At 72.1% G+C, this 19,690-nt stretch carries 17 protein-coding genes and 1 pseudogene; 8 read left to right on the top strand and 10 right to left on the bottom strand.

Annotated elements, in window-relative coordinates; translation table 11 throughout:
• Positions 1 to 133: 133 nt before the first annotated feature.
• A complete protein-coding gene (locus tag NP777_RS27580; RefSeq protein ID WP_256652887.1) occupies positions 134 to 673 on the top strand; it encodes a DUF2231 domain-containing protein in 540 nt (179 codons plus the stop codon).
• Between the two features lie 67 nt (positions 674 to 740).
• Here the strand turns inward: NP777_RS27580 and msrA are convergent, their stop codons facing one another.
• The gene (msrA, locus tag NP777_RS27585; RefSeq protein ID WP_256652888.1) at positions 741 to 1,400 is read right to left on the bottom strand and encodes a peptide-methionine (S)-S-oxide reductase MsrA; all 660 of its coding nucleotides are present in this window, start codon (positions 1,398 to 1,400) and stop codon (positions 741 to 743) included.
• A gap of 163 nt (positions 1,401 to 1,563) precedes the next feature.
• Positions 1,564 to 2,661, bottom strand: a complete 1,098-nt coding sequence (locus NP777_RS27590; RefSeq protein WP_256652889.1) for a hypothetical protein — start codon at positions 2,659 to 2,661, stop codon at positions 1,564 to 1,566.
• 120 nt (positions 2,662 to 2,781) lie between these two features.
• Between NP777_RS27590 and NP777_RS27595 the strand changes: the two genes are divergently transcribed.
• Complete coding sequence (locus NP777_RS27595; protein ID WP_256652890.1) at positions 2,782 to 3,945, top strand: cystathionine gamma-synthase; 1,164 nt, start codon at positions 2,782 to 2,784, stop codon at positions 3,943 to 3,945.
• Positions 3,946 to 4,093: 148 nt separating this feature from the next.
• Here NP777_RS27595 and NP777_RS27600 read toward each other — a convergent pair whose 3' ends face one another.
• The 3 genes and pseudogenes from NP777_RS27600 to NP777_RS27610 all read right to left on the bottom strand — a co-directional run bounded on the left by NP777_RS27600 (position 4,094) and on the right by NP777_RS27610 (position 5,603).
• Positions 4,094 to 4,348, bottom strand: coding sequence for a hypothetical protein (locus NP777_RS27600; RefSeq protein WP_086886529.1), 255 nt, complete (start codon positions 4,346 to 4,348; stop codon positions 4,094 to 4,096).
• Between the two features lie 203 nt (positions 4,349 to 4,551).
• Positions 4,552 to 5,031, bottom strand: a pseudogene (locus tag NP777_RS27605) (sigma factor-like helix-turn-helix DNA-binding protein); the annotation flags it as partial.
• 71 nt (positions 5,032 to 5,102) lie between these two features.
• Positions 5,103 to 5,603, bottom strand: a complete 501-nt coding sequence (locus tag NP777_RS27610; protein WP_256652891.1) for a MarR family winged helix-turn-helix transcriptional regulator — start codon at positions 5,601 to 5,603, stop codon at positions 5,103 to 5,105.
• Between the two features lie 263 nt (positions 5,604 to 5,866).
• On the opposite strand from NP777_RS27610, the gene ilvA reads away from it, so the two are divergent.
• The 3 genes from ilvA (at position 5,867) to NP777_RS27625 (ending at position 9,341) form a co-directional block, all read left to right on the top strand.
• Positions 5,867 to 7,237, top strand: coding sequence for a threonine ammonia-lyase (gene ilvA, locus NP777_RS27615; protein WP_256652892.1), 1,371 nt, complete (start codon positions 5,867 to 5,869; stop codon positions 7,235 to 7,237).
• Between the two features lie 344 nt (positions 7,238 to 7,581).
• A complete protein-coding gene (locus NP777_RS27620) occupies positions 7,582 to 8,538 on the top strand; it encodes an ATP-binding cassette domain-containing protein (protein WP_256652893.1) in 957 nt (318 codons plus the stop codon).
• The gene (locus NP777_RS27625) at positions 8,535 to 9,341 is read left to right on the top strand and encodes an ABC transporter permease (protein ID WP_256652894.1); all 807 of its coding nucleotides are present in this window, start codon (positions 8,535 to 8,537) and stop codon (positions 9,339 to 9,341) included. The genes NP777_RS27620 and NP777_RS27625 overlap by 4 nt, the downstream gene beginning before the upstream one ends.
• A gap of 126 nt (positions 9,342 to 9,467) precedes the next feature.
• Here NP777_RS27625 and greA read toward each other — a convergent pair whose 3' ends face one another.
• Together greA and NP777_RS27635 are read right to left on the bottom strand one after the other, a co-directional pair.
• A complete protein-coding gene (greA, locus tag NP777_RS27630; protein WP_020868807.1) occupies positions 9,468 to 9,965 on the bottom strand; it encodes a transcription elongation factor GreA in 498 nt (165 codons plus the stop codon).
• 188 nt (positions 9,966 to 10,153) lie between these two features.
• Positions 10,154 to 10,558, bottom strand: coding sequence for a DUF4307 domain-containing protein (locus tag NP777_RS27635; RefSeq protein ID WP_256652895.1), 405 nt, complete (start codon positions 10,556 to 10,558; stop codon positions 10,154 to 10,156).
• A gap of 97 nt (positions 10,559 to 10,655) precedes the next feature.
• Between NP777_RS27635 and mca the strand changes: the two genes are divergently transcribed.
• Both mca and NP777_RS27645 read left to right on the top strand, forming a co-directional pair.
• Entirely contained in the window at positions 10,656 to 11,528 is an 873-nt protein-coding gene (gene mca / locus NP777_RS27640; protein WP_256652896.1) for a mycothiol conjugate amidase Mca, read from the top strand.
• Positions 11,529 to 11,535: 7 nt separating this feature from the next.
• Entirely contained in the window at positions 11,536 to 11,790 is a 255-nt protein-coding gene (locus tag NP777_RS27645; RefSeq protein ID WP_256652919.1) for a hypothetical protein, read from the top strand.
• Positions 11,791 to 11,925: 135 nt separating this feature from the next.
• On the opposite strand, the gene NP777_RS27650 is transcribed toward NP777_RS27645, so the two are convergent.
• Positions 11,926 to 15,198 carry a tetratricopeptide repeat protein gene (locus NP777_RS27650; RefSeq protein ID WP_256652897.1) on the bottom strand — a complete coding sequence of 1,091 codons (3,273 nt, stop codon included), beginning with the start codon at positions 15,196 to 15,198 and terminating at the stop codon, positions 11,926 to 11,928.
• A 122-nt stretch (positions 15,199 to 15,320) separates the two neighbouring features.
• Here NP777_RS27650 and NP777_RS27655 point away from each other — a divergent pair, with 122 nt between their 5' ends.
• A complete protein-coding gene (locus tag NP777_RS27655) occupies positions 15,321 to 17,357 on the top strand; it encodes a thioredoxin domain-containing protein (protein WP_256652898.1) in 2,037 nt (678 codons plus the stop codon).
• Positions 17,358 to 17,437: 80 nt separating this feature from the next.
• Here the strand turns inward: NP777_RS27655 and NP777_RS27660 are convergent, their stop codons facing one another.
• Both NP777_RS27660 and NP777_RS27665 read right to left on the bottom strand, forming a co-directional pair.
• Positions 17,438 to 18,076 carry a TetR/AcrR family transcriptional regulator gene (locus NP777_RS27660; protein ID WP_256652899.1) on the bottom strand — a complete coding sequence of 213 codons (639 nt, stop codon included), beginning with the start codon at positions 18,074 to 18,076 and terminating at the stop codon, positions 17,438 to 17,440.
• Positions 18,073 to 19,662 carry an MFS transporter gene (locus NP777_RS27665; protein ID WP_256652900.1) on the bottom strand — a complete coding sequence of 530 codons (1,590 nt, stop codon included), beginning with the start codon at positions 19,660 to 19,662 and terminating at the stop codon, positions 18,073 to 18,075. Before NP777_RS27665 ends, NP777_RS27660 begins: the two co-directional genes overlap by 4 nt.
• Positions 19,663 to 19,690 lie beyond the last annotated feature (28 nt).

Here is a 19,690-nt window from a genome sequence, read left to right on the forward strand (position 1 = left end):
CGGACCTCCGGAAGAGGGTGGATTCAGAGGAAGCTCAGAACTTCTCGTGACAGTCTGGCGCGCCTCACAGACCGGCATACGGGCCCCATGTGCTGCGCCGACCGCTCATGGCTATTTCTGGAGGAAACCCCCGATGAGCCTCACCGTTGTCAACGGATTGCCCGCACACGTCCTGGTCGTGCACTTCGTCGTCGTGTTCGTTCCCCTGAGCGCCCTGGCGGTCGTGGTCGGCGCGGTCTGGCCGAGTGCGGCCCGGCGGATGGGGATTGTTCTTCCACTGCTGGCCCTCGTGACGCTGGCGAGCGTGCCCGTGGCCACGAACGCCGGCGAGTGGCTGGAGGAGCACGTCGACAGCAACGCGCTGGTGCGCAGGCACGCCGAACTGGGCGACGGGTTGCTTCCCTGGGCCGCGGGCCTGTTCGTGCTGGCGGTGGCGGTCTGGTGGACGACCCGCAGGTCGGCGTCGGTGGCGGCGGCCCCCGGGGAGCGGACCCGGACGGTCACGTCCCGGTCCGCGCTGGTGCTCCGGGTAGCGGTAGCGGTGCTCTCCGTCGCGGTGGCCGCGGGCGCCGTCGTGGACGTGTACCGGATCGGCGACTCCGGAGCGAAGGCCGCCTGGCACGACGCCTTCTCCAAGACCCCCGCCGGCGGCGGACATGGTGACAACGGCTGACACCCTCGGCCCGGCTGTCACTGGATGACGGGGGTGGGGACGGGGCCGGCCGGAAGCCGCTACGTGCTCATCCCCCGGCCGGGGCGACACCGATCGGGCAGGCGACCCCGGTGCCCCCGATGCCGCAGTAGCCGCCGGGGTTCCTGTCCAAGTACTGCTGGTGATATGCCTCGGCCGGGTAGAAGGGGCCCGCGGGGAGGATTTCGGTGGTGATCTCGCCGTGGCCGGAGCCCGTCAGGACGGACTGGTAGGCGGCGCGGGAGGACTCGGCCCGGGACTGCTGCTCGGGGGAGTGGGTGTAGATCGCCGAGCGGTACTGGGTGCCGACGTCGTTGCCCTGGCGGAAGCCCTGGGTGGGGTCGTGGGACTCCCAGAAGAGCTTCAGGAGGGTGGCGTAAGAGGTGATCTTCGGGTCGAAGACGACGCGGACGGCCTCGGTGTGGCCGGTGAGGCCGCTGCAGACCTCCTCGTAGGTGGGGTTCTCGGTGTGGCCGCCCTGGTAGCCGACGAGGGTGGTCCACACGCCCGGGGCCTGCCAGAACTTCCGCTCCGCGCCCCAGAAGCAGCCCAGTCCGAAGTCGGCGACGACCAGGCCCTCCGGATAGGGGCCGGTCAGGGGGTTGCCGAGGACCGTGTGGCGGTCGGGGACGCGGAAGCCCGGTTCGGGCCGGCCCTTCAGCGCCTCCTCGGCGGTGGGGAGGTGGTTCCTGTGGCGGCTGAACAGCATGTTCGGGCTCCTCGCGGGACGGGTACGGCGGCTGCCACGTTCGCGCGGCGTGCTTTCACTTCAACGGGTACGGGGGTGCGGGAATTCCGGGCCCCTCACGGCCCGCCCGACCGCGGCAGGGTCACCGGGGTGGTGCCACCGCGGCAGGGTCACCGGGGTGGTGTCACCGCGGCAGCGTCGCCGGGGTGCCGCCGCCGCCCTCCCAGCCCGCCACCGCCAGCGCCCGGTAGACGGTGTACTCGGCCGCCGGATCCGTCCCGTACGACCACGGGACCGCGCCCACGTGGCCGTCCACGTGGCGAAGCTGCTCCAGGGCCTCCGCGTAGCGCTCCGCGCGGACCAGGAAGAAGACCAGCAGGTGGCGGACGTGCGGCAGTACCGGGTGGTCGGCGGGGGCCTGGCGGACGGCGTAGAGGGCGCCCTCCATCGCCTTGGTGATCACCTCGCTGCGGTAGAGGGTGCGCACGAGGTTGGCCTCCGGCAGGTGCTCGAAGACGCCGAAGAGGGGCAGGGCGGGGAGGAGGCTCTTCGCGGGGGCGGAGGCGGCGGCCGCGTGGGTGAAGGCGTCGGCGCGGTCCTGGGAGCCGTGCCACTTCTCGCACCAGTAGTGGAGGGCGGCCAGATGGGCGCCCATGTGGTGCGGGGCGAGCTGGGTGACCTTGGTCCACAGCTCCTCGAAGTCGGCCTGCCGGTAGGCCAGACCGCGGGCCACGCCGAGCTCGATGATGTGCGGCACCGGGTCCTCCGGGGCCAGCCGGGCCGCCTCGTGGCAGACGTCCCGGGCCTCCTCCAGGATCATCCGGAAGTCCTGCGAGGACGGGTCGAGCAGCGCCTGGCGGACCAGGAACTCCGCGTGCACCGCCGCCGCGCCCGGGTCCTCGGGGGCCGCCACCCGCCAGGTGCGCAGCCACATGCCGCCCTGGCCGGGGGCCTGGGCGAGCTCGAAGGCCGCCGCCCCGGCCAGCGTCTGCACCCGCTGCCAGCGCAGCTCCGAGGTGGCGTCGGTGAGGGCGAGGAGGCGGGCGGCCGGCTGCCAGTCCTGCCGGGCCTGGACCTCCTCCAGCGCGTCGATCAGCTGCCGGTCCGGGCCGGGCAGCCGTACGTCCAGCCGCTCGCGCGGGACGAAGCCGTACTCCTGTGGGTCCGAGGCGCGCATCGCGCCCTGCACGGCCCCGCGGCTCCCGCGCATCCGCCGCAATGCCGGTACGACGATCAGCCCGCCGATCATGACGATGGCGATGAGGAAGATGAGAAGCTCCATGAGGTGTCCCCGTGTGAAGGCCCGTAACGGCTTGTGGTGCGGAACGGCTTGTGGTCCAGCCTATGCGCCCCGGCGGTCGTTGAATCCAGCACGGGCGCCTCGGGCGTTACGCTCGGGCTCATGAGCCACCAGCACCCCCAGGGGCATCCTCAGAGTTTCGAGACGCTCGCCATCCACGCGGGCCAGGAGGCGGACTCCCTCACCGGCGCCGTCGTCCCCCCGATCTACCAGGTCTCCACCTACAAGCAGGACGGCGTGGGGGGTCTGCGGGGCGGCTATGAGTACAGCCGTTCCGCCAACCCCACCCGCACCGCGCTCGAGGAGAACCTGGCGGCGCTGGAGGGCGGCCGCCGCGGCCTGGCCTTCGCCTCGGGCCTCGCCGCCGAGGACTGCCTGCTGCGCACGCTCCTGGTGCCGGGCGACCACGTCGTGATCCCGAACGACGCGTACGGCGGTACGTTCCGCCTGTTCGCGAAGGTCGTGGAGCGCTGGGGCGTGGAGTGGTCGGTCGCCGACAGCTCCGACCCGGCGGCGGTACGGGCCGCGCTCCGCCCCCGTACGAAGGTGATCTGGGTCGAGACGCCCAGCAACCCACTGCTCGGCATCACCGACATCGCCGCCGTCGCCGATGTCGCCCGCGAGGCGGGGGCCCGGCTGGTGGTGGACAACACCTTCGCCAGCCCGTACCTCCAGCAGCCGCTCGCGCTCGGCGCGGACGTCGTGGTGCACTCCACCACCAAGTACATGGGCGGGCACTCGGACGTCGTCGGCGGTGCGCTGATCGTCTCCGACCCCGGCCTCGGCGACGAACTCGCCTTCCACCAGAACGCGATGGGTGCCATCGCCGGGCCCTTCGACTCCTGGCTGGTGATGCGCGGCATCAAGACCCTCGCCGTCCGGATGGACCGGCACAGCGCGAACGCCACGCGGATCGCGGAGATGCTCACCGCGCACCCCAAGGTGACCCAGGTCTACTACCCGGGGCTGCTGGAGCACGCGGGGCACGAGATCGCGGCCAAGCAGATGCGCGCCTTCGGCGGCATGGTGTCGTTCCGGGTCGCGGGCGGCGAGGAGGCGGCGGTCGAGGTGTGCGACCGGGCGCGGCTGTTCACGCTGGGGGAGTCCCTCGGCGGCGTCGAGTCGCTGATCGAGCACCCGGGGCGGATGACGCACGCTTCGGCCGCGGGCTCGGCGCTCGAGGTGCCGGCCGATCTCGTACGGCTGTCGGTGGGCATCGAGTCGGTCGACGATCTGCTGATGGATCTGAGCCAGGCTCTGGGCTGAAGACCAGCTTCGGGCTGAAGACCAGCTTCGGGCTGAAGACCAGCTTCGGGCTGAAGACCAGCTCCGGGCTGAAGACCAGCTCCGGGCTGACGCCTGGGCTGCGGATTTCTGAGGCTGTCACCTTCCCTCGAGGTGTCCCCTTGAGGGGTCACCACCCCTCGAGGGGAGGGGTGGTGTCGGTGGGCGGCGGCGCGGCCCACGGTTCGACGATCGCCGCCCAGACGCCGAACGCGACGACCGCGGCGAGCAGCAGCAGCCAGCCGATGGTGCGTACGACTTGGTGGCGGTGGAGCATCCGCCGCCCCCGTTCGGCCGCCCGGCCCGCCAGATCCGGCGGCAGCGCCGGATGCGGGCCCTCCAGCATCCGGCGGACCTCGGTCTCCTTGCGGTCCGGGAAGCTCATGGGGCGGCCCCGGCTCCTGCCTCGGCCCCGGCTCCCGCGTCGGCGCGCCCGGCCCCTGCTTCGGCGGCCCCGGCTCCCGCGTCGGTTCCTGCCCCCGTCGCGCCGGTGGCCGCCCGGCGGTCGGTGGTGCCGGTGGTGCCGGTGGACGGTGGTGTTCCGCCGGAAAGCGACGTTCCGCCGGAGGGCGACGTTCCGGCGGAGCGTGCCGTTCCGGCGGACGGACGCGTTCCAGTCGTGCCCGGCCGGGCCGCCGCGCTGCGCATCGCCGTGACCGCGCGGGTGCAGATCGCCCGGACCCGCTCGACCGGGAGCCCGAGCGCCGCCGCCGTCTGCTCCTCCGCGACCCCCTCGTACAGCCGCAGCACCAGCACCAGCCGCTCCTGCGGGGTGAGCCGGGCCAGGGTGCCGCCGCGCGGGCGGCGGTAGCGGTGGCCCCGGTGGGCGAACAGGGCGGCCAGCGTACGGCGGGTGTGGTCGTATGGATCCTCGCCGCGCAGCCGGTCCCAACGGGCGTACGTGCGCGCGAGCGCGGCGGTCAGCAGGCGCTCGGCGGCTTCGGTGTCCCCCGTCGGCTCCCCCGTGAGCAGTGTGGCCGCATGCAGCAGCCGGCCACCCGCGCCCGCGACGAATGCCTCGAATTCCCGGGCCCGGCGGCCATCCCGTGCTGCCCGCCGCTCTCGCACCACGCCCTCCGCCTCCCGTTCCTTTCAGGACACGGCAGGCACAGGCACCTGGTCAAGATGTCTGCGCCGGGTCAGGTGGCGGGCGCCGCCTGGGGCACCGTGCTGTGCGCGGCGGAGAGGGCGATGTTGAAGCGGGTCAGCAGGTCGCAGAAGAGATCGCGCTCCTCCGCCGTCCAGTCGCCGGTCACGCGGGACATCAGATCGCGTCGTGAGGAACGCACTTCCTCCAGGCGGGCCTTGCCGCGAGGGGAGAGCTGCAGCACGACCGCCCGGCCGTCCTCGGGGTGCGAGGTGCGCTTCACCATGCCGGAGTCGACCAGCGGGGCGACCTGGCGGGTCACGGTGGAGGAGTCGATGCCCATGCTCCCCGCAAGTGCCTTGACCCCCATGGGGCCTTCCTGGTCGAGCCGGTTGAGCAGCAGATACGCGGCTCGGTCCATGGAATTGCGGGCCTGGCCGACGCCGCCGAGCCGGGTCTGTTCCGCACGGCGGGCGAAGACGGCGACCTGATGCTGGAGCGCGTCCAGTACGCCGGTGTCGAGTTGAGTCGTCATGTCCGATTGGGTGGGCATGGCCTAGGGCTCACTTCATGCGGTGGTCTGTGGGATGTGGCACAGAGTACGCGGCTGGGGGCCTGCCCGTACGGGGGCTGCAGAAACCTGACGGCCCCCGAGCCACAACCTGCCGTTCTCAGCCGTTCCCCGGCGCCGTGGCCCGTCGGCGGCCCCTGGCCCGGCACCCGCTCGGGGCCGACTCGACCACCGGCCCGCGGCCGGCCCCGCCACCGGCTCGGCCCGCCGGGGCCTGCCGGGGGTGAGCTGCGAGACTGGGGACCATGGCTGCACGACACGGCGACGAGGACGGGCCCGGCTCCGGGTCCGGCCCGGCCTCGCACCTCACCTCTCCCGCCTCCGCGTCCGACCCCGCTCCGGCTCCGGCTCCGGCTCCCGCTCCGGCGTCCGAGGGTTCCGTATCCGGAGGTTCCGCCTCCGAGCGGTCCGGGACGACGATCACCCTCGACGACGTCCGCAGCGCGCAGAAGACGCTGTCGGGGATCTCCCGGCTCACCGCGCTGGAGGGCAGCCGCTATCTGTCCGGACTGGTCGGCGCGCCGGTCCACTTCAAGTGCGAGAACCTCCAGCGCACGGGGTCGTTCAAGCTGCGCGGCGGCTATGTGCGGATCGCGGGGCTGAGCCCGGAGGAGCGGGCGGCCGGGGTGGTGGCGGCGAGCGCCGGGAACCATGCGCAGGGCGTCGCCCTCGCGGCCTCGCTGCTGGGGGTTCGCTCGACGGTCTTCATGCCCGAGGGCGCTCCGCTGCCGAAGATCGCCGCCACTCGGGACTACGGCGCCGAGGTGCGGCTGTGCGGTCAGATCGTGGACGAGACGATGCGGGCGGCGAAGGAGTACGCCGAGCGCACGGGCGCGGTCTTCATCCATCCCTTCGACCATCCGGACATCATCGCCGGGCAGGGCACGGTGGGGCTGGAGATCCTGGAGCAGTGCCCCGAGGTGCGCACCGTGGTGGTGGGCATCGGCGGGGGCGGGCTGGCCGCCGGGATCGCGGTGGCGGTGAAGTCGCTGCGGCCGGATGTGCGGGTGGTGGGGGTGCAGGCGGAGGGCGCCGCGGCGTATCCGCCGTCGCTGGCGGCCGGGCGGCCGGTGACGATCGACGCGCCCGTGACGATGGCGGACGGCATCAAGGTGGGGCGGCCGGGCGATGTGCCGTTCCAGATCATCGAGAACCTCGTCGACGAGGTCCGTACGGTCACCGAGGACGAGCTGTCCAGTGCGCTGCTGCTCTGCCTGGAGCGGGCGAAGCTGGTGGTGGAGCCCGCGGGCGCGAGCCCGGTGGCCGCGCTGCTGTCGGCGCCGGAGTCCTTCGAGGGGCCGGTCGTCGCGGTGCTCTCGGGCGGCAACGTCGACCCGCTGCTGATGCAGCGCATCCTGCGGCACGGCATGGCCGCGGCGGGGCGCTATCTGTCGCTGCGGCTGCGGCTCACCGACCGGCCGGGCGCGCTGGCCACGCTGCTGGCGGTGCTGTCGACGCTGGACGCCAATGTGCTCGACGTCAGCCATGTCCGCACCAACCCGCGGCTCGGGCTGAGCGAGGCCGAGGTGGAGCTGCACCTGGAGACGAAGGGGCCGGACCACTGCGAGGACGTGCGGGGGGCGCTGCGCGGCGCCGGGTACACGGTGATGGCCTGACATCGGGACCGGGTGCCCGGTGATGGCCTGACATCGGGACCGGGTGCCCGGTGATGGCGTGACGTCGGGACCGGGTGCCCGGTGATGGCTCAACGCCTGGGGCGGGTCTGGGCCTGAGCCCGGCAACGGGTCCGCTCTCACGGGGGTAGCGGGGGTAACGGGGGTAGGGGTCCCCGCTCCGTCCCCCTCCGCGGCTCGCGTTCTTCATTTTATTCGTCTCGCGTATGTCGCGATGTATCGCGTCTGGATTACGATTGCCGTCCAGTTGCTGCCGAGCGCTGCCCATATGGGCGGACTTATGCCTTGATTAAGTGTGGAACTGACCCAACCCCGGGAGTGCCAACATGCCAGGCGCTATTCACGCCGAGGGTCTGGTGAAGACCTTCGGTGACGTAAAGGCTCTGGACGGCGTCGATCTCGACGTACCGGAAGGAACCGTGCTCGGACTGCTCGGCCCCAATGGCGCCGGCAAGACCACCGCGGTGCGCGTGCTCACCACGCTGCTGCGCCCGGACAGCGGAACGGCGGTGGTCGCGGGGGTGGATGTGCTCCAGAACCCCAACGAGGTCCGTCGCTCCATCGGGCTGTCCGGCCAGTTCGCCGCCGTGGACGAATATCTGACCGGCCGTGAGAACCTCCAAATGGTCGGCCAGCTCTACCAGATGGGAGCGCGGGAGGCCAAGGCCCGCGCGAGTGAGCTGCTGGAGCGGTTCAGCCTCGCGGATGCGGCCGATCGCACGGCCAAGACGTACTCCGGCGGGATGCGCAGAAGGCTGGACCTCGCCGCGGCCCTGGTGGTCAGCCCGCCTGTGATGTTCATGGACGAGCCCACCACCGGTCTGGATCCGCGTAACAGGCAGGCGCTGTGGGAGGTCATCCAGGAGCTGGTGGCGGGCGGTACGACGCTGCTGCTGACCACGCAGTATCTGGAGGAGGCGGACCATCTGGCGCATGACATCTGCGTGATCGACCGCGGCCGGGTCATCGCCCGCGGCACCTCCGACCAGCTCAAGGCCCGTACGGGCGGCGAGCGGGTGGAGGTCGTGGTGCATGAGCGCGAGGGCATCGCGGCGGCCGAGGAAGTGTTGCGGGTCCTGGGCAAGGGCGAGACGGCCGTGCAGGAGCACACCCGTAAGGTCACCGTCCCGGTTGTGGGCGGCGCCAAGCTGCTCGCCGAGGTCATCCGCGAACTGGACACCCGCGGTGTCGAGATCGACGACATCGGGCTGCGCCGCCCGACCCTGGACGACGTATTCATCTCGCTCACCGGCCATGGCGCCGGGAAGGGGGAGGCGAAATGAGCACGATGAGCGATTCCCTGGTCATCGCCCGACGGAATCTGATCCGGATGACCAGAATTCCCGAGATGGTCCTTTTTGGGCTGGTTCAGCCAGTGATGTTCGTGGTCCTCTTCACATACGTCTTCGGCGGCTCGATGAAGATCGGCAACAGCACCGACCCGGACGTCTACAAGAACTTCCTGATGGCCGGGATCTTCGCGCAGACCGTGACCTTCGCCACCGCGGGCGCGGGCGCGGGGATCGCGGAGGACATGCACAAGGGGTTGATCGACCGGTTCCGCTCGCTGCCGATGGCCCGGGGCGCGGTGCTCACCGGTCGGACCTTCGCCGATCTGGTGCAGACGACGCTCACCCTGGTGGTGCTGGCCGTCGTCGCGCTGATCGTGGGCTGGCGCCCCGGCTTCGCGGACTCGACCAACGTCGGGAAGATCCTGGGCGGCTTCGCCCTGCTGCTTCTTCTGGGGTACGCCTTCACCTGGATCGGGGCACTGATCGGGCTGTCGGTCCGCACCCCGGAGGCGGCGACGTCCGGCGGTCTGATCTGGCTGTTCCCGGTGACGTTCATCTCGAACGCCTTCGTGGACTCCAGCCAGATGACCCCCTGGCTGCGGCATATCGCCGAATGGAATCCGTTCAGCGCCACCGTGCAGGCGTGCCGCCGGCTCTTCGGCGACCCCGGTCTGTCCCAGTCCGGCGCCTGGCCGATGCAGCACCCGGTCTGGGCGTCGCTGATCTACTCGGCCCTGATCATCGTGGTCTTCCGGACGCTGGCGGTGCGCAAGTACCGCTCGGCGACCGCCTGACGGTACTTCGGGGGACAACGGGGGTGCGGGGGTGAGGGGTGAGACGTACCCGCGCCCGGGGGTGAGCGGGGGTGAGGGGAGTACGGGGGAGCCCCGGCCGTCCGGCCGGGGCTCCACGCCGGGCGTTCAGCCCTGGTAGGGCTTGGCCTCCAGGATTCGCACGGAGGCGGTGCGGCCGTTGGGGAGCTCGTACTCCGCGTCCTGGCCGACCTTCTTGCCGTTCACACCCGAACCCAGCGGGGACTGCGGCGAGTAGGTCTCGACGTCCGCGCTCGCGTACTCACGGGAGGCGAGCAGGAAGGTCAGGGTGTCGTCGGGGTCGCCGTCGAAGGCGATGGTGACCACCATGCCGGGGGCGACCACGCCGGTGTCCGCGGGGGCCTCGCCGACCTTCGCCTGCTGCAGGAGCTGCGTCAGCTGACGCACTCGGAGCTCCTGCTTGCCCTGCTCCTCCTTGGCGGCGTGGTAACCCCCGTTCTCCCGGAGGTCACCCTCCTCCCGGGCAGCCTCGATCTTCTTCGCGATCTCGACACGTGCGGGACCCGACAGGTACTCCAGCTCTGCCTTGAGCTGGTCGTACGCCTCCTGGGTCAGCCAGGTGACGTTCTCGCTGGTCTGGGTCACAGGTGCTCCTCGTCGGTGCTGGGAATACAAATGAACGCCCTACTCAGAAGGGTGCGCCTTCGTAGCCGGGCGAAACCACGAGCCTAACAATTCCGGCAAGAAACGGGGAGGAGGGAACTGGGCGCAATGCGTAGGAAACGCGTCAGCGCTGGTCAGATCGGGGCAGGTGCCCGACACGGCCCGTTCGATTATCGAACAGGCTCGCAGCCGATCAACTCGGCGCTGGTCGCCCGGGTCGTGGTCCGTACGGTCACGACCTTGACCATGTCCTCCTGGCGCTGGCCGAAGGTGAAGTCCTTCCGACCCACCTCGTCGTGGTACTTGTCCAGGGTACGCACCGTGCAGACGCCGGTCGCGTCCTTTTCCTTGCTGATCTCCAGCCGGACCTCGACGGCGTCGTCGGCGACCACCTTGAAACCGGTCAACCGGCCGCTGACGTCCTGACCGGCGATGTAGTCGTACCCGAACCACGCGATCAGGGCCAGCAGCCCGGCACCGAGCACGGCGCCGACGATCTTCAGCGTCCGGTCGGCACGCGCGTCCGCGGACCGGCCGTAACGCCCGTCGGGCAGCCCCTCGCGCACCGCGGTCATGGGCGTTCCTCCTGCTGGGGGAGAGATCGGAATTATTCGTCCCCGGTTTAGGTCACTATAGAAGCCGTCTTCCGCGACGAATCACTGAGGATCCAACTTGACTGAGCAGCTGCGTTTGATGGCCGTGCACGCGCACCCGGACGACGAGTCGAGCAAGGGCGCGGCCACCATGGCCAAGTACGTGTCCGAGGGGGTGGACGTGCTGGTCGCCACCTGCACAGGCGGGGAGCGCGGCTCCATCCTGAACCCCAAGCTCCAGGGTGACCCCTACATCGAGGAGCACATTCACGAGGTCCGCGCCAAGGAGATGGACGAGGCGCGGCAGATCCTCGGCGTCAGGCAGGAGTGGCTGGGCTTCGTGGACTCCGGACTGCCCGAGGGCGATCCGCTGCCGCCACTGCCCGAGGGCTGCTTCGCACTGCAGGACGTGGAGGCCGCGGCGGAGCCCCTGGTGAAGCTGATCCGCACGTTCAAGCCGCAGGTGATCACCACCTATGACGAGAACGGCGGCTATCCGCACCCCGACCACATCATGACCCACAAGATCTCGATGGTGGCCTTCGAGGCGGCCGGTGACCCCGAGAAGTACCCGGAGGCGGGGGAGGCCTGGCAGCCGCAGAAGCTCTACTACAACCAGGGCTTCAACCGGGCGCGCACCGTGGCGCTGCACGAGGCGCTGCTGGCCCGCGGGCTGGACTCGCCGTACGGGGAGTGGCTGGAGCGCTGGAAGTCGTTCGAGCGGCCGGAGCGCACCCTGACCACCTATGTGCCCTGCGCCGACTTCTTCGAGATCCGCGACAAGGCGCTGATCGCGCACCGTACGCAGATCGACCCCGACGGCGGCTGGTTCCGGGTGCCCATGGACATCCAGAAGGAGGTCTGGCCCACCGAGGAGTACGAGCTCGCGAAGTCGCTCGTGGACACTTCCCTCCCCGAGGACGACCTCTTCGCGGGCATCCGCAACAATTGAGCCCATGATGAGCGCCACCAGCACCCTCGCCATGACGCATCTCGTCCCGCTCGCCAAGGACCTGGACGAGAACAAGGTGACCCCGGGCGTCCTCGGTTTCATCGTCTTCGCCGTGATCGGCGCGGCGGTGTGGCTGCTGATGAAGTCCATGAACAAGCACATGAAGCGGGTGAACTTCGAGGAGGCGCCGGAGGAGCCCGGCAAGGCTCCGGCGGCGGCCACCACCACCGAAGGCGCCAAGGGCGAAGAGCGCACGGCCTGACCCCTGGCCGGGCCTGACCGCGTGTCCCACGCGCGGGACCCCACGGCCCGGCCGGACCTCGACCTCACCGCGAGGCCCCCGCTCCGTGCTTACCCGCGCCTTCCATGCCCCTCGTGCCCTCGGTGCCTCTCGTGCTCAGGCGCGGGGCCGGTCCGGCAGTACGGCCATGACCTCGCGCGAGTGGCGGCTCGGCACTGTGCCGAGCTGCCATGCCTGCCATCCCGTTTCCGGCTCGACGCCGCGCTCCAGCACCAGCGCGAACGCCTCGGCGCACCCCTCCAGCCGGGAATCGCCCGCCGTGCCCTCCTCACGCATCTCCCGCAGCAGCTCCGCCAGCTCCTCCTGGGCCACCGCCGTGCCGATCACCGAGCCGCCCGCGGAGGCGAACGGCAGCAGGGTGCAGCGCAGGAACCGGGCCCAGGAGCGGCCGCGCCGGTCCCCGTACCCCGCGAACAGCACCGCCGCCTCGTCGACCAGCTCCAGCGCCTGCGCCGCCTTGCCGTTTCCCGCGTCGATCACCGCCAGCTCGACACAGGACCACGCCTCGCCATGGGCCACGCCCACCCGGCGGAAGTCCTGCCGCGCGTCCTGGAGCAGCTGCCGGGCGAAGCCGCTGTTGCGCAGCGAGCCCGTCTGCGCCGCCCGCAGATCGCGGGTGACCCGCGCCGAGTGGTGACGGGCACACGCCAGCCCGTACACATCCCGCATCCGGCTGAACATCGTGCGGGCCCGCTCCAGCTCGCGCACCGCCGAGTCGTGGTCGCCGCGCTCCTCCAGCGCCTGGCCCAGGTAGTACAGCGTCCAGGCCTCACCCCGCGCGTCCTCGTTCTCCCGGTGGCGGGCCAGGGCCTGGCGGAGCTGGTCGACGGCGGTCGACGCCTCCCCGGCGACCAGCCGGGCCCGGGCGAGCTGGGTGAGGGCCCAGGCCTCACCGCGCTGGTCGTGGGTGCGGCTGTAGGCGTCCAGCGCCTCCCCCAGCTCGGTCTCGGCGCGCGGCACATCGCCCATCCGCAGACATGCCTGGCCGAGCTGGAAGTGCGCCCACGCCTGGCCGTGCAGGCTCTCGCTCTCCTGGTGCAGCTCCAGGGCCTCGCCCAGCAGCTCCAGCGCCTCGGCCAGCCCGCCGCGGTCGCGCTCCACCGCCGCCAGGGCGTGCATCGTCCAGGCCCGGTCGCCGCGCAGCTCATCGGCGCCCTGGAGCTCCAGCGCCTCGCGCAGCTTCGCCGCGGCCTCCACGAGATTGCCCTGGTGGTGCAGGGTGATGCCGAGACTGCACAGGGCGCGGGCCGCGCCCGCCTGGTGCTGGGCCTCGAAATACAGGTCCACCACCGAGGAGAGCGTGGTGCGCGCCTGGTCCAGCTCGCCGAGCTGGCGGGCCGCGATACCGGTGCGCCACTGCACGGACCGCATCAGCAGCCCCTGGTCGACGGCCTGGGTGAGCTCGCTGATCTCGCCCAGCCGGTAGAGATCGCCGCGCAGCAGGCAGTAGTCGCACAGCGCGCCCAGGAGGTGGAGCACCGCGGACTGGTCCACGCCCTCGGCATGGCGCAGCGCGGCGGTGATGAAGCTCGACTCGTCGTCCAGCCAGCGCAGCGCCGCGTCCAGCGAGGCGAAGCCATGGGCCGCGCCCCTGCCGAAGATGTCGGCCCGGGTGGAGGTCTTGCCGTCGACCAGCCGGATCACCGAGTCCGCCAGCTCGGCGTAGCTGCGGATCAGCCGCTCCTGCGCGGCGGTGCGCTGCTCCGGCTGCTCCTCGTCCAGCAGCCGGGCGTGGGCGAAGGAGCGCACCAGGTCATGGAGGCGATAGCGGCTGCCGCGCACATGCTGGATCAGCCCGGCCCGGCCGAGCGCCTCCAGATGGCGGCCGGCCTCCTGCTCATCGGCGTCCAGCAGCGCCGCGGCCGCCGCGCCGCCCAGACTGGCCCGCCCGGCCAGCGCCAGCCGGCGCAGCAGCCGCCGGGCGCCCTCCTGCTGGTCGGTGTACCGGAGCCACAGGGTGCGCTCGATCGCGCCCACCGGGCCGTACGCCTCCAGCTCTGTGACCAGGGCGGCGGGGGAGCGGGGGCCGAGCGAGGAGCCCGCGATCCGCAGCGCCAGCGGCAGCCGCCCGCACAGCTCGGCGATCCGCTCCACGGACTGCCCGTCGTAGGGGCCCGCGCCGGTGGGCTCCTCGGCGGAGGCCCGCAGCAGCTCCTCGGCGCCGGGCTCGTCCAGCGGGCCCACCTCGATCCGGTGCACCCAGGCGGCGAGGTCGTCCGGCAGGCCGAGCGGGGTGCGCGAGGTGATCAGGACCAGGCCGTCGGACCGCTCGGGGATCAGCGTGCGCACCTGCTCGGCGTCGCGGGCGTCATCGAGCACGATGGTGACCGGCAGCCCGGTCAGATACTGGTGATACAGCTCGGTGAGCCGTCGGATGTGCTGGTCCTGCGAGGAACGCTCCCGGAAGAGCAGCTGGTCACGGGGTGCGCCCAGCCGGTTCAGCAGATGCAGCAGCGCGTCGCGGGTGGGCAGTGGGGCCTGCTCGGGGCTGTCGCCGCGCAGATCGACCAGGCACGCGCCGCGGAACTCATCGCGCAGATGGTGGGCCGCCCGCACGGCCAGCATCGTCCGGCCGGAGCCCGGTGGGCCCTCCAGCAGCACCACCGTGGGCTTGGTCTCGGTGGACGCGCGGGCCTGCCGCACCCACTGCGCGATCTGTGTGATCTGCGCATGGCGCCCGGCGAACGGGCCGTCCGCCTCGGGGAGATGGGCGAAGGACTGCTCCAGCACGGTGCGCCTGCGGGCCGCCTGGCTGCGGTCCGCGCCGCGCAGCTTCGGCTGCCCGGTGGCGGAGCGCTTGGCCGAACCGCCGCTCTGACGGGTGGCGGCCGTGGTCATCCGGTGCTGGTCGATGAACGGCCGGATGCCCCGCACCTCGACCGCGGTGAGCCACTGCAGCCGCAGCTGCTCGGCGCCACCGGGCTGGTTGCGCAGCGCGGCCTGGCGGTGGGCGGCGGGCCAGTGGCTCGCGGTGAGCTTGAGGACGGCGGCGGCCGACCCCGCCACGGCGGCCGTGACCCCCGCGCCCAGCGCCGTGCCCGCCGAGGTGCCGAACCCGAGATCCGCGCCGAAGGCCGCCACCGCGGCGACCGCCGCGGCCAGCGCCGGGGTGCCCAGCTGCCCGCGCGACAGCCGGGCGGAGAGCGGTCGGCTGTCCGCGTCCGACTCGTCCAGCGCACGCACATACGCCCCGTACTCCTCCGCGGCGGTGGCTGCCATCTCGTCGAGCGCGCCGCGCGCCCGGCCGAGCAGCACCCCGCCGTCGGTGCGCCCGCCCGAGCGGTGCACCTCCTCCTCCACGGCCCGCGACAGCAGCCGCTCGACTTCCGTCCGGTGGCTGTCCCGCAGCACCGCCAGTGACGCCGGCATGGTGATCCCCCTCCTGCAGCAGTGCCCTCAGTCTTCCGTTTCTGGCTCTTATCCGGCAGTCCTGTGGATAACTCCCCTGTGGATAACTTCGCCTGTCTCGCCGGGTGGGGGAGGATGGACCCATGCCGAACCGTCTGGCGCACGAGACGTCCCCTTATCTGCTCCAACACGCCGAGAACCCGGTCGACTGGTGGCCGTGGTCGGACGAGGCGTTCGAGGAAGCGCGTCGCCGCGGGGTGCCCGTGCTGCTGAGCGTCGGCTATTCGAGCTGCCACTGGTGCCATGTGATGGCGCACGAGTCGTTCGAGGACAAGGCGACCGCCGACTATCTCAATGCCCACTTCGTCTCGGTGAAGGTCGACCGCGAGGAGCGGCCGGACGTCGACGCGGTGTACATGGAGGCGGTGCAGGCCGCCACCGGCCAGGGTGGCTGGCCCATGACGGTCTTCCTGACCCCCGAGGCCCAGCCGTTCTACTTCGGCACGTACTTCCCGCCCCGGCCCAGGCCCGGGATGCCGTCCTTCCTGCAGGTGCTCGAGGGGGTGGGCGCCGCCTGGTCGGACCGCCGTGACGAGGTGCGGGACGTCGCCGGCCGGATCGTGGAGGACCTGTCCCAGCGCGGCGGTATCGCCCTGGGCTCGGACGCGCCGCAGCCGCCGGGCGAGGAGGAGTTGGCCAGCGCGCTCATGACCCTGACCCGTGAATTCGACGCCACCCGCGGCGGGTTCGGCGGTGCGCCGAAGTTCCCGCCGTCCATGGCGCTGGAGTTCCTGCTCCGCCACCACGCCCGCACCGGCTCCGAGGGCGCGCTGCAGATGGTGTCCGCCACCTGCGAGGCGATGGCGCGCGGAGGTATCTACGACCAGCTCGGCGGCGGTTTCGCCCGCTATTCCGTCGACGCCATGTGGACCGTGCCCCACTTCGAGAAGATGCTGTACGACAACGCGCTGCTGTGCCGCGTCTACGCCCATCTGTGGCGGGCCACCGGCTCGGACCTCGCGCGCCGAGTCGCCGTGGAGACGGCGGACTTCATGGTCCGCGAGCTGCGCACCGCGCAGGGCGGCTTCGCCTCCGCGCTGGACGCCGACAGCGACGACGGCACCGGCAGCCATGTCGAGGGCGCTTACTACGTGTGGACCCCCGAGCGGCTGAGCGAGGTGCTGGGGGAGGCCGACGCGGAGTTCGCCGCCGGGTATTTCGGCGTCACGCGGGAGGGCACCTTCGAGCAGGGGGCCTCCGTGCTCCAGCTGCCCGACGGGGAGCGGCTGACGGACGCCGCCCGCGTCGCCTCCGTACGGGAGCGGCTGCTGGCCGCCCGGGAGCTGCGGGCGCGTCCCGGGCGCGACGACAAGATCGTCGCGGCGTGGAACGGGCTGGCCATCGCGGCACTCGCCGAGACCGGTGCCTATTTCGACCGCCCCGACCTGGTGAACGCCGCGACCGAGGCCGCCGAACTGCTGGTGCGCATCCACATGGACCAGCGCGGGCGGCTGGCCCGCACCTCGCTCGACGGCACCGCGGGGGGCCACGCGGGCGTGCTCGAGGACTACGCGGATGTGGCCGAGGGCTTCCTCGCGCTGTCCGCCGTCACCGGCGACGGCGCATGGGTGGAGTTCGCCGGGCTGCTCCTGGACACCGTGCTGAGCCGGTTCACCGACGAGGACGGGACGCTGTTCGACACCGCCGATGACGCCGAGGCGCTCATCCGCCGCCCCCAGGACCCGACGGACAACGCGGCACCCTCCGGCTGGACGGCCGCCGCCGGGGCGCTGCTGTCCTACGCCGCCATCACCGGCAGCGCCCGTCACCGGGAGGGCGCCGAGCGCGCCCTCGCCGTGGTGCGGGCCCTCGGCCCCCGGGTGCCCCGCTTCATCGGCTGGGGCCTGGCGGTGGCCGAGGCCCGGCTCGACGGGCCGCGCGAGGTGGCCGTGGTCGGCTCCGACGACGACCCGGCGACCCGCGCCCTGCACCGCGCCGCGCTGCTCGCCACGGCCCCCGGGGCGGTCGTCGCGGTCGGCGAGCCCGGCTCCGGCGAGATCCCGCTCCTCCAGGACCGCCCCCTCCTGGAGGGCCGCCCGGCGGCCTACGTCTGCCGCGGCTTCACCTGCGACGCGCCCACGGCCGATGTCGAAGCCCTGACGGCCAAGCTGGGGGGCTGACCGGAGGTGGGACCGGACCTGACCGGGGTCCGAACCGGACCCGCCGACGTACGAGGCCGGGCTCGCGCGTCGGGGCGTGGCTACAGCGGGAGGCCCCGGGACAGCAGGTCCAACGCGCGGTCGACGCTTTCCTCCATGGCCGCCACCGCCGAGTCCTCCGCCGCGCCCTGGTCGACGCAGTGGAAGAGCGCTTCCTGGAGGACGCCGAGGACGGCTCCGACCACGACCCGCACCTCGAAGTCCTCCGGCGACCGGTCGCTGCGCTCGGCCAGGACCTCGGCGAGCAGGGCGCCGGTCCGGGACATGCTCTCGCTCATGCGGGCGCGCAGCCCCGGTACCTGGCGGATCAGGGTGAGGCGGACCAGCATCTCCTGCCGCTCGTCACCGGCGAACCGCCGGAACAGTTCGAGCAGGACGCGCCGCAGCGAGGCGACCGGCGGTTCGTCCAGCGGCCGGTCCCGGAGCGCGGCGAGCAGGACATCGTCGTACTCGTCGGAGAGGACGATGTCCTCCTTGGTGGGGAAGTAGCGGAAGACGGTGCTGGGGGAGACGTCGGCGGCCTCCGCGATGCGGTCCACCGGGGTCGCGTCGTAGCCCTGCTCGGTGAACAGCCGGTAGGCGGCGCGCCGGATCGCCTGCCGGGTCTGGATCTTCTTGCGTTCGCGCAGCCCGAGCTTGGGCCGCGCGGACGTCGTACGTGCGGAAGCCATGGATCTCATTGTCGGGCATCGGTGGTCTCCGGGACCATGGCGCCTTGATCGGCGGAGACCGCACGGGGCAGGAGGAACGCGACCAGCACGGCCGCCGCGAGGGAGGTGAACGCGGTCACCAGGAGCGCCACGTCCATGCCGTGGACGAACGCGGCGTCCGCCGACGCGGCGAGGTGCGGATCGCCGAGCCGCCCGGCCACCGCGTGGGCGGCGACCACCGAGCCCTCCGCCGCGTCGGCCGCGGCGGACGGCAGCCCGGTGGTGTCGAGCCGGGTGCTGTACGCGTCGGCGAGCAGGCTGCCGAGCAGGGCGACGCCGATGGTGCCTCCCACTTGGCGCAGCGTCATGAGCAGCCCGGAGCCGGTGCCTTCGCGGTCCCGGGACAGGGCACCGAGCGCCGCGTCCATGGCCGGGACGACGCCGAGGCCGAAGCCGAGTCCGGTGATCGTGAGCCAGGGCGCGGTCATGCCGTAGCCGTCACCCACCTCGGTCCTGGAGCCGAGGAACGCGGCGGCGGCGCTCATCAGCAGCCCGCCGCTGATGACGGGCCGGGGGCCGAAGCGGGCGGCGAGCGGGGTGGCGGCGCGGGCCGCCAGCAGGAGCCCGGCCATCATCGGCAGCAGCCGCACCCCGGTGCCGAAGGCGTCGTTGCCGAGGACGGTCTGGAGGTACTGCGGCAGGACGAACAGCAGCCCCAGCAGCGAGAAGCCCACCAGCGTGATGGCGACGGCGTTCCACAGGAACGCGGGCCGGAACAGCAGCCCCAGGTCCAGCATCGGCCGTACCGACTGCCGCTCGCGCAGGGTGAGCCCGGTGAGCAGGGCGACGGACGCGGCGAGGGCGATGAGGATCAGCGGATGGCTCCAGCCCCGGGCCGGGGCCTCGATGAGGCCCCAGACGAGCGCGATGAGCCCGCCGACGCTCAGCGCGGTGCTGATGAGGTCGATCCTGGGGGCCGCCGGGTCGCGGGTTTCGGGGAGCAGGAAGAGGCAGGCCAGGATGGCGATCGCGACAAGTGGAATGTTGATCAGGAAGATCGACCCCCACCAGAAGTGGTCGAGGAGCCAGCCGCCGACGAGCGGGCCGAGGGGCATGCCGAGCCCCATCGCGGCGCTCAGGGCCGCGATCGCCCTGGACCGTTCGCCGGGGCCGAAGAAGGTGGGCAGGACGGCCATGGACAGCGGCATGACCAGCGCGGCGCCCAGCCCCATGACCAGGCGCGCGACGACCACCGGGGCGGGGGTGGAGACCAGCGCTCCGATGAGCGCCCCGGCCAGGAAGATCAGCAGACCGGTGATGAGCATGCGGCGGCGGCCGAACCGGTCGCCGATGAGGCCCGCCGGAAGCATCGCGGCGGCGAACACGACCGTGTAGGAGTCGACGATCCACTGCTGTTCGCCGATGTCGGCGTGGAGGGCCGAGGCCATGGTCGGCAGGGCGATGTTGAGGATCGTGGTGTCGAATCCGATCACCAGGGTGCTGGCGACGAGGGCCGCGAGGGTCCACCAGCGACGTGGATCCGGGCGTAGATCCGGGCGGGGATCCGGGCGTAGATCCGGGCGGGGAGCCGAACGGGGATCCGGGGCAGCGGGCATGGCACACCTCCGAGAGTTACCGTCAAAT

This window comes from Streptomyces rugosispiralis, from assembly GCF_024505145.1.
GTDB classification, from domain to species: Bacteria; Actinomycetota; Actinomycetes; order Streptomycetales; family Streptomycetaceae; genus Streptomyces; species Streptomyces rugosispiralis.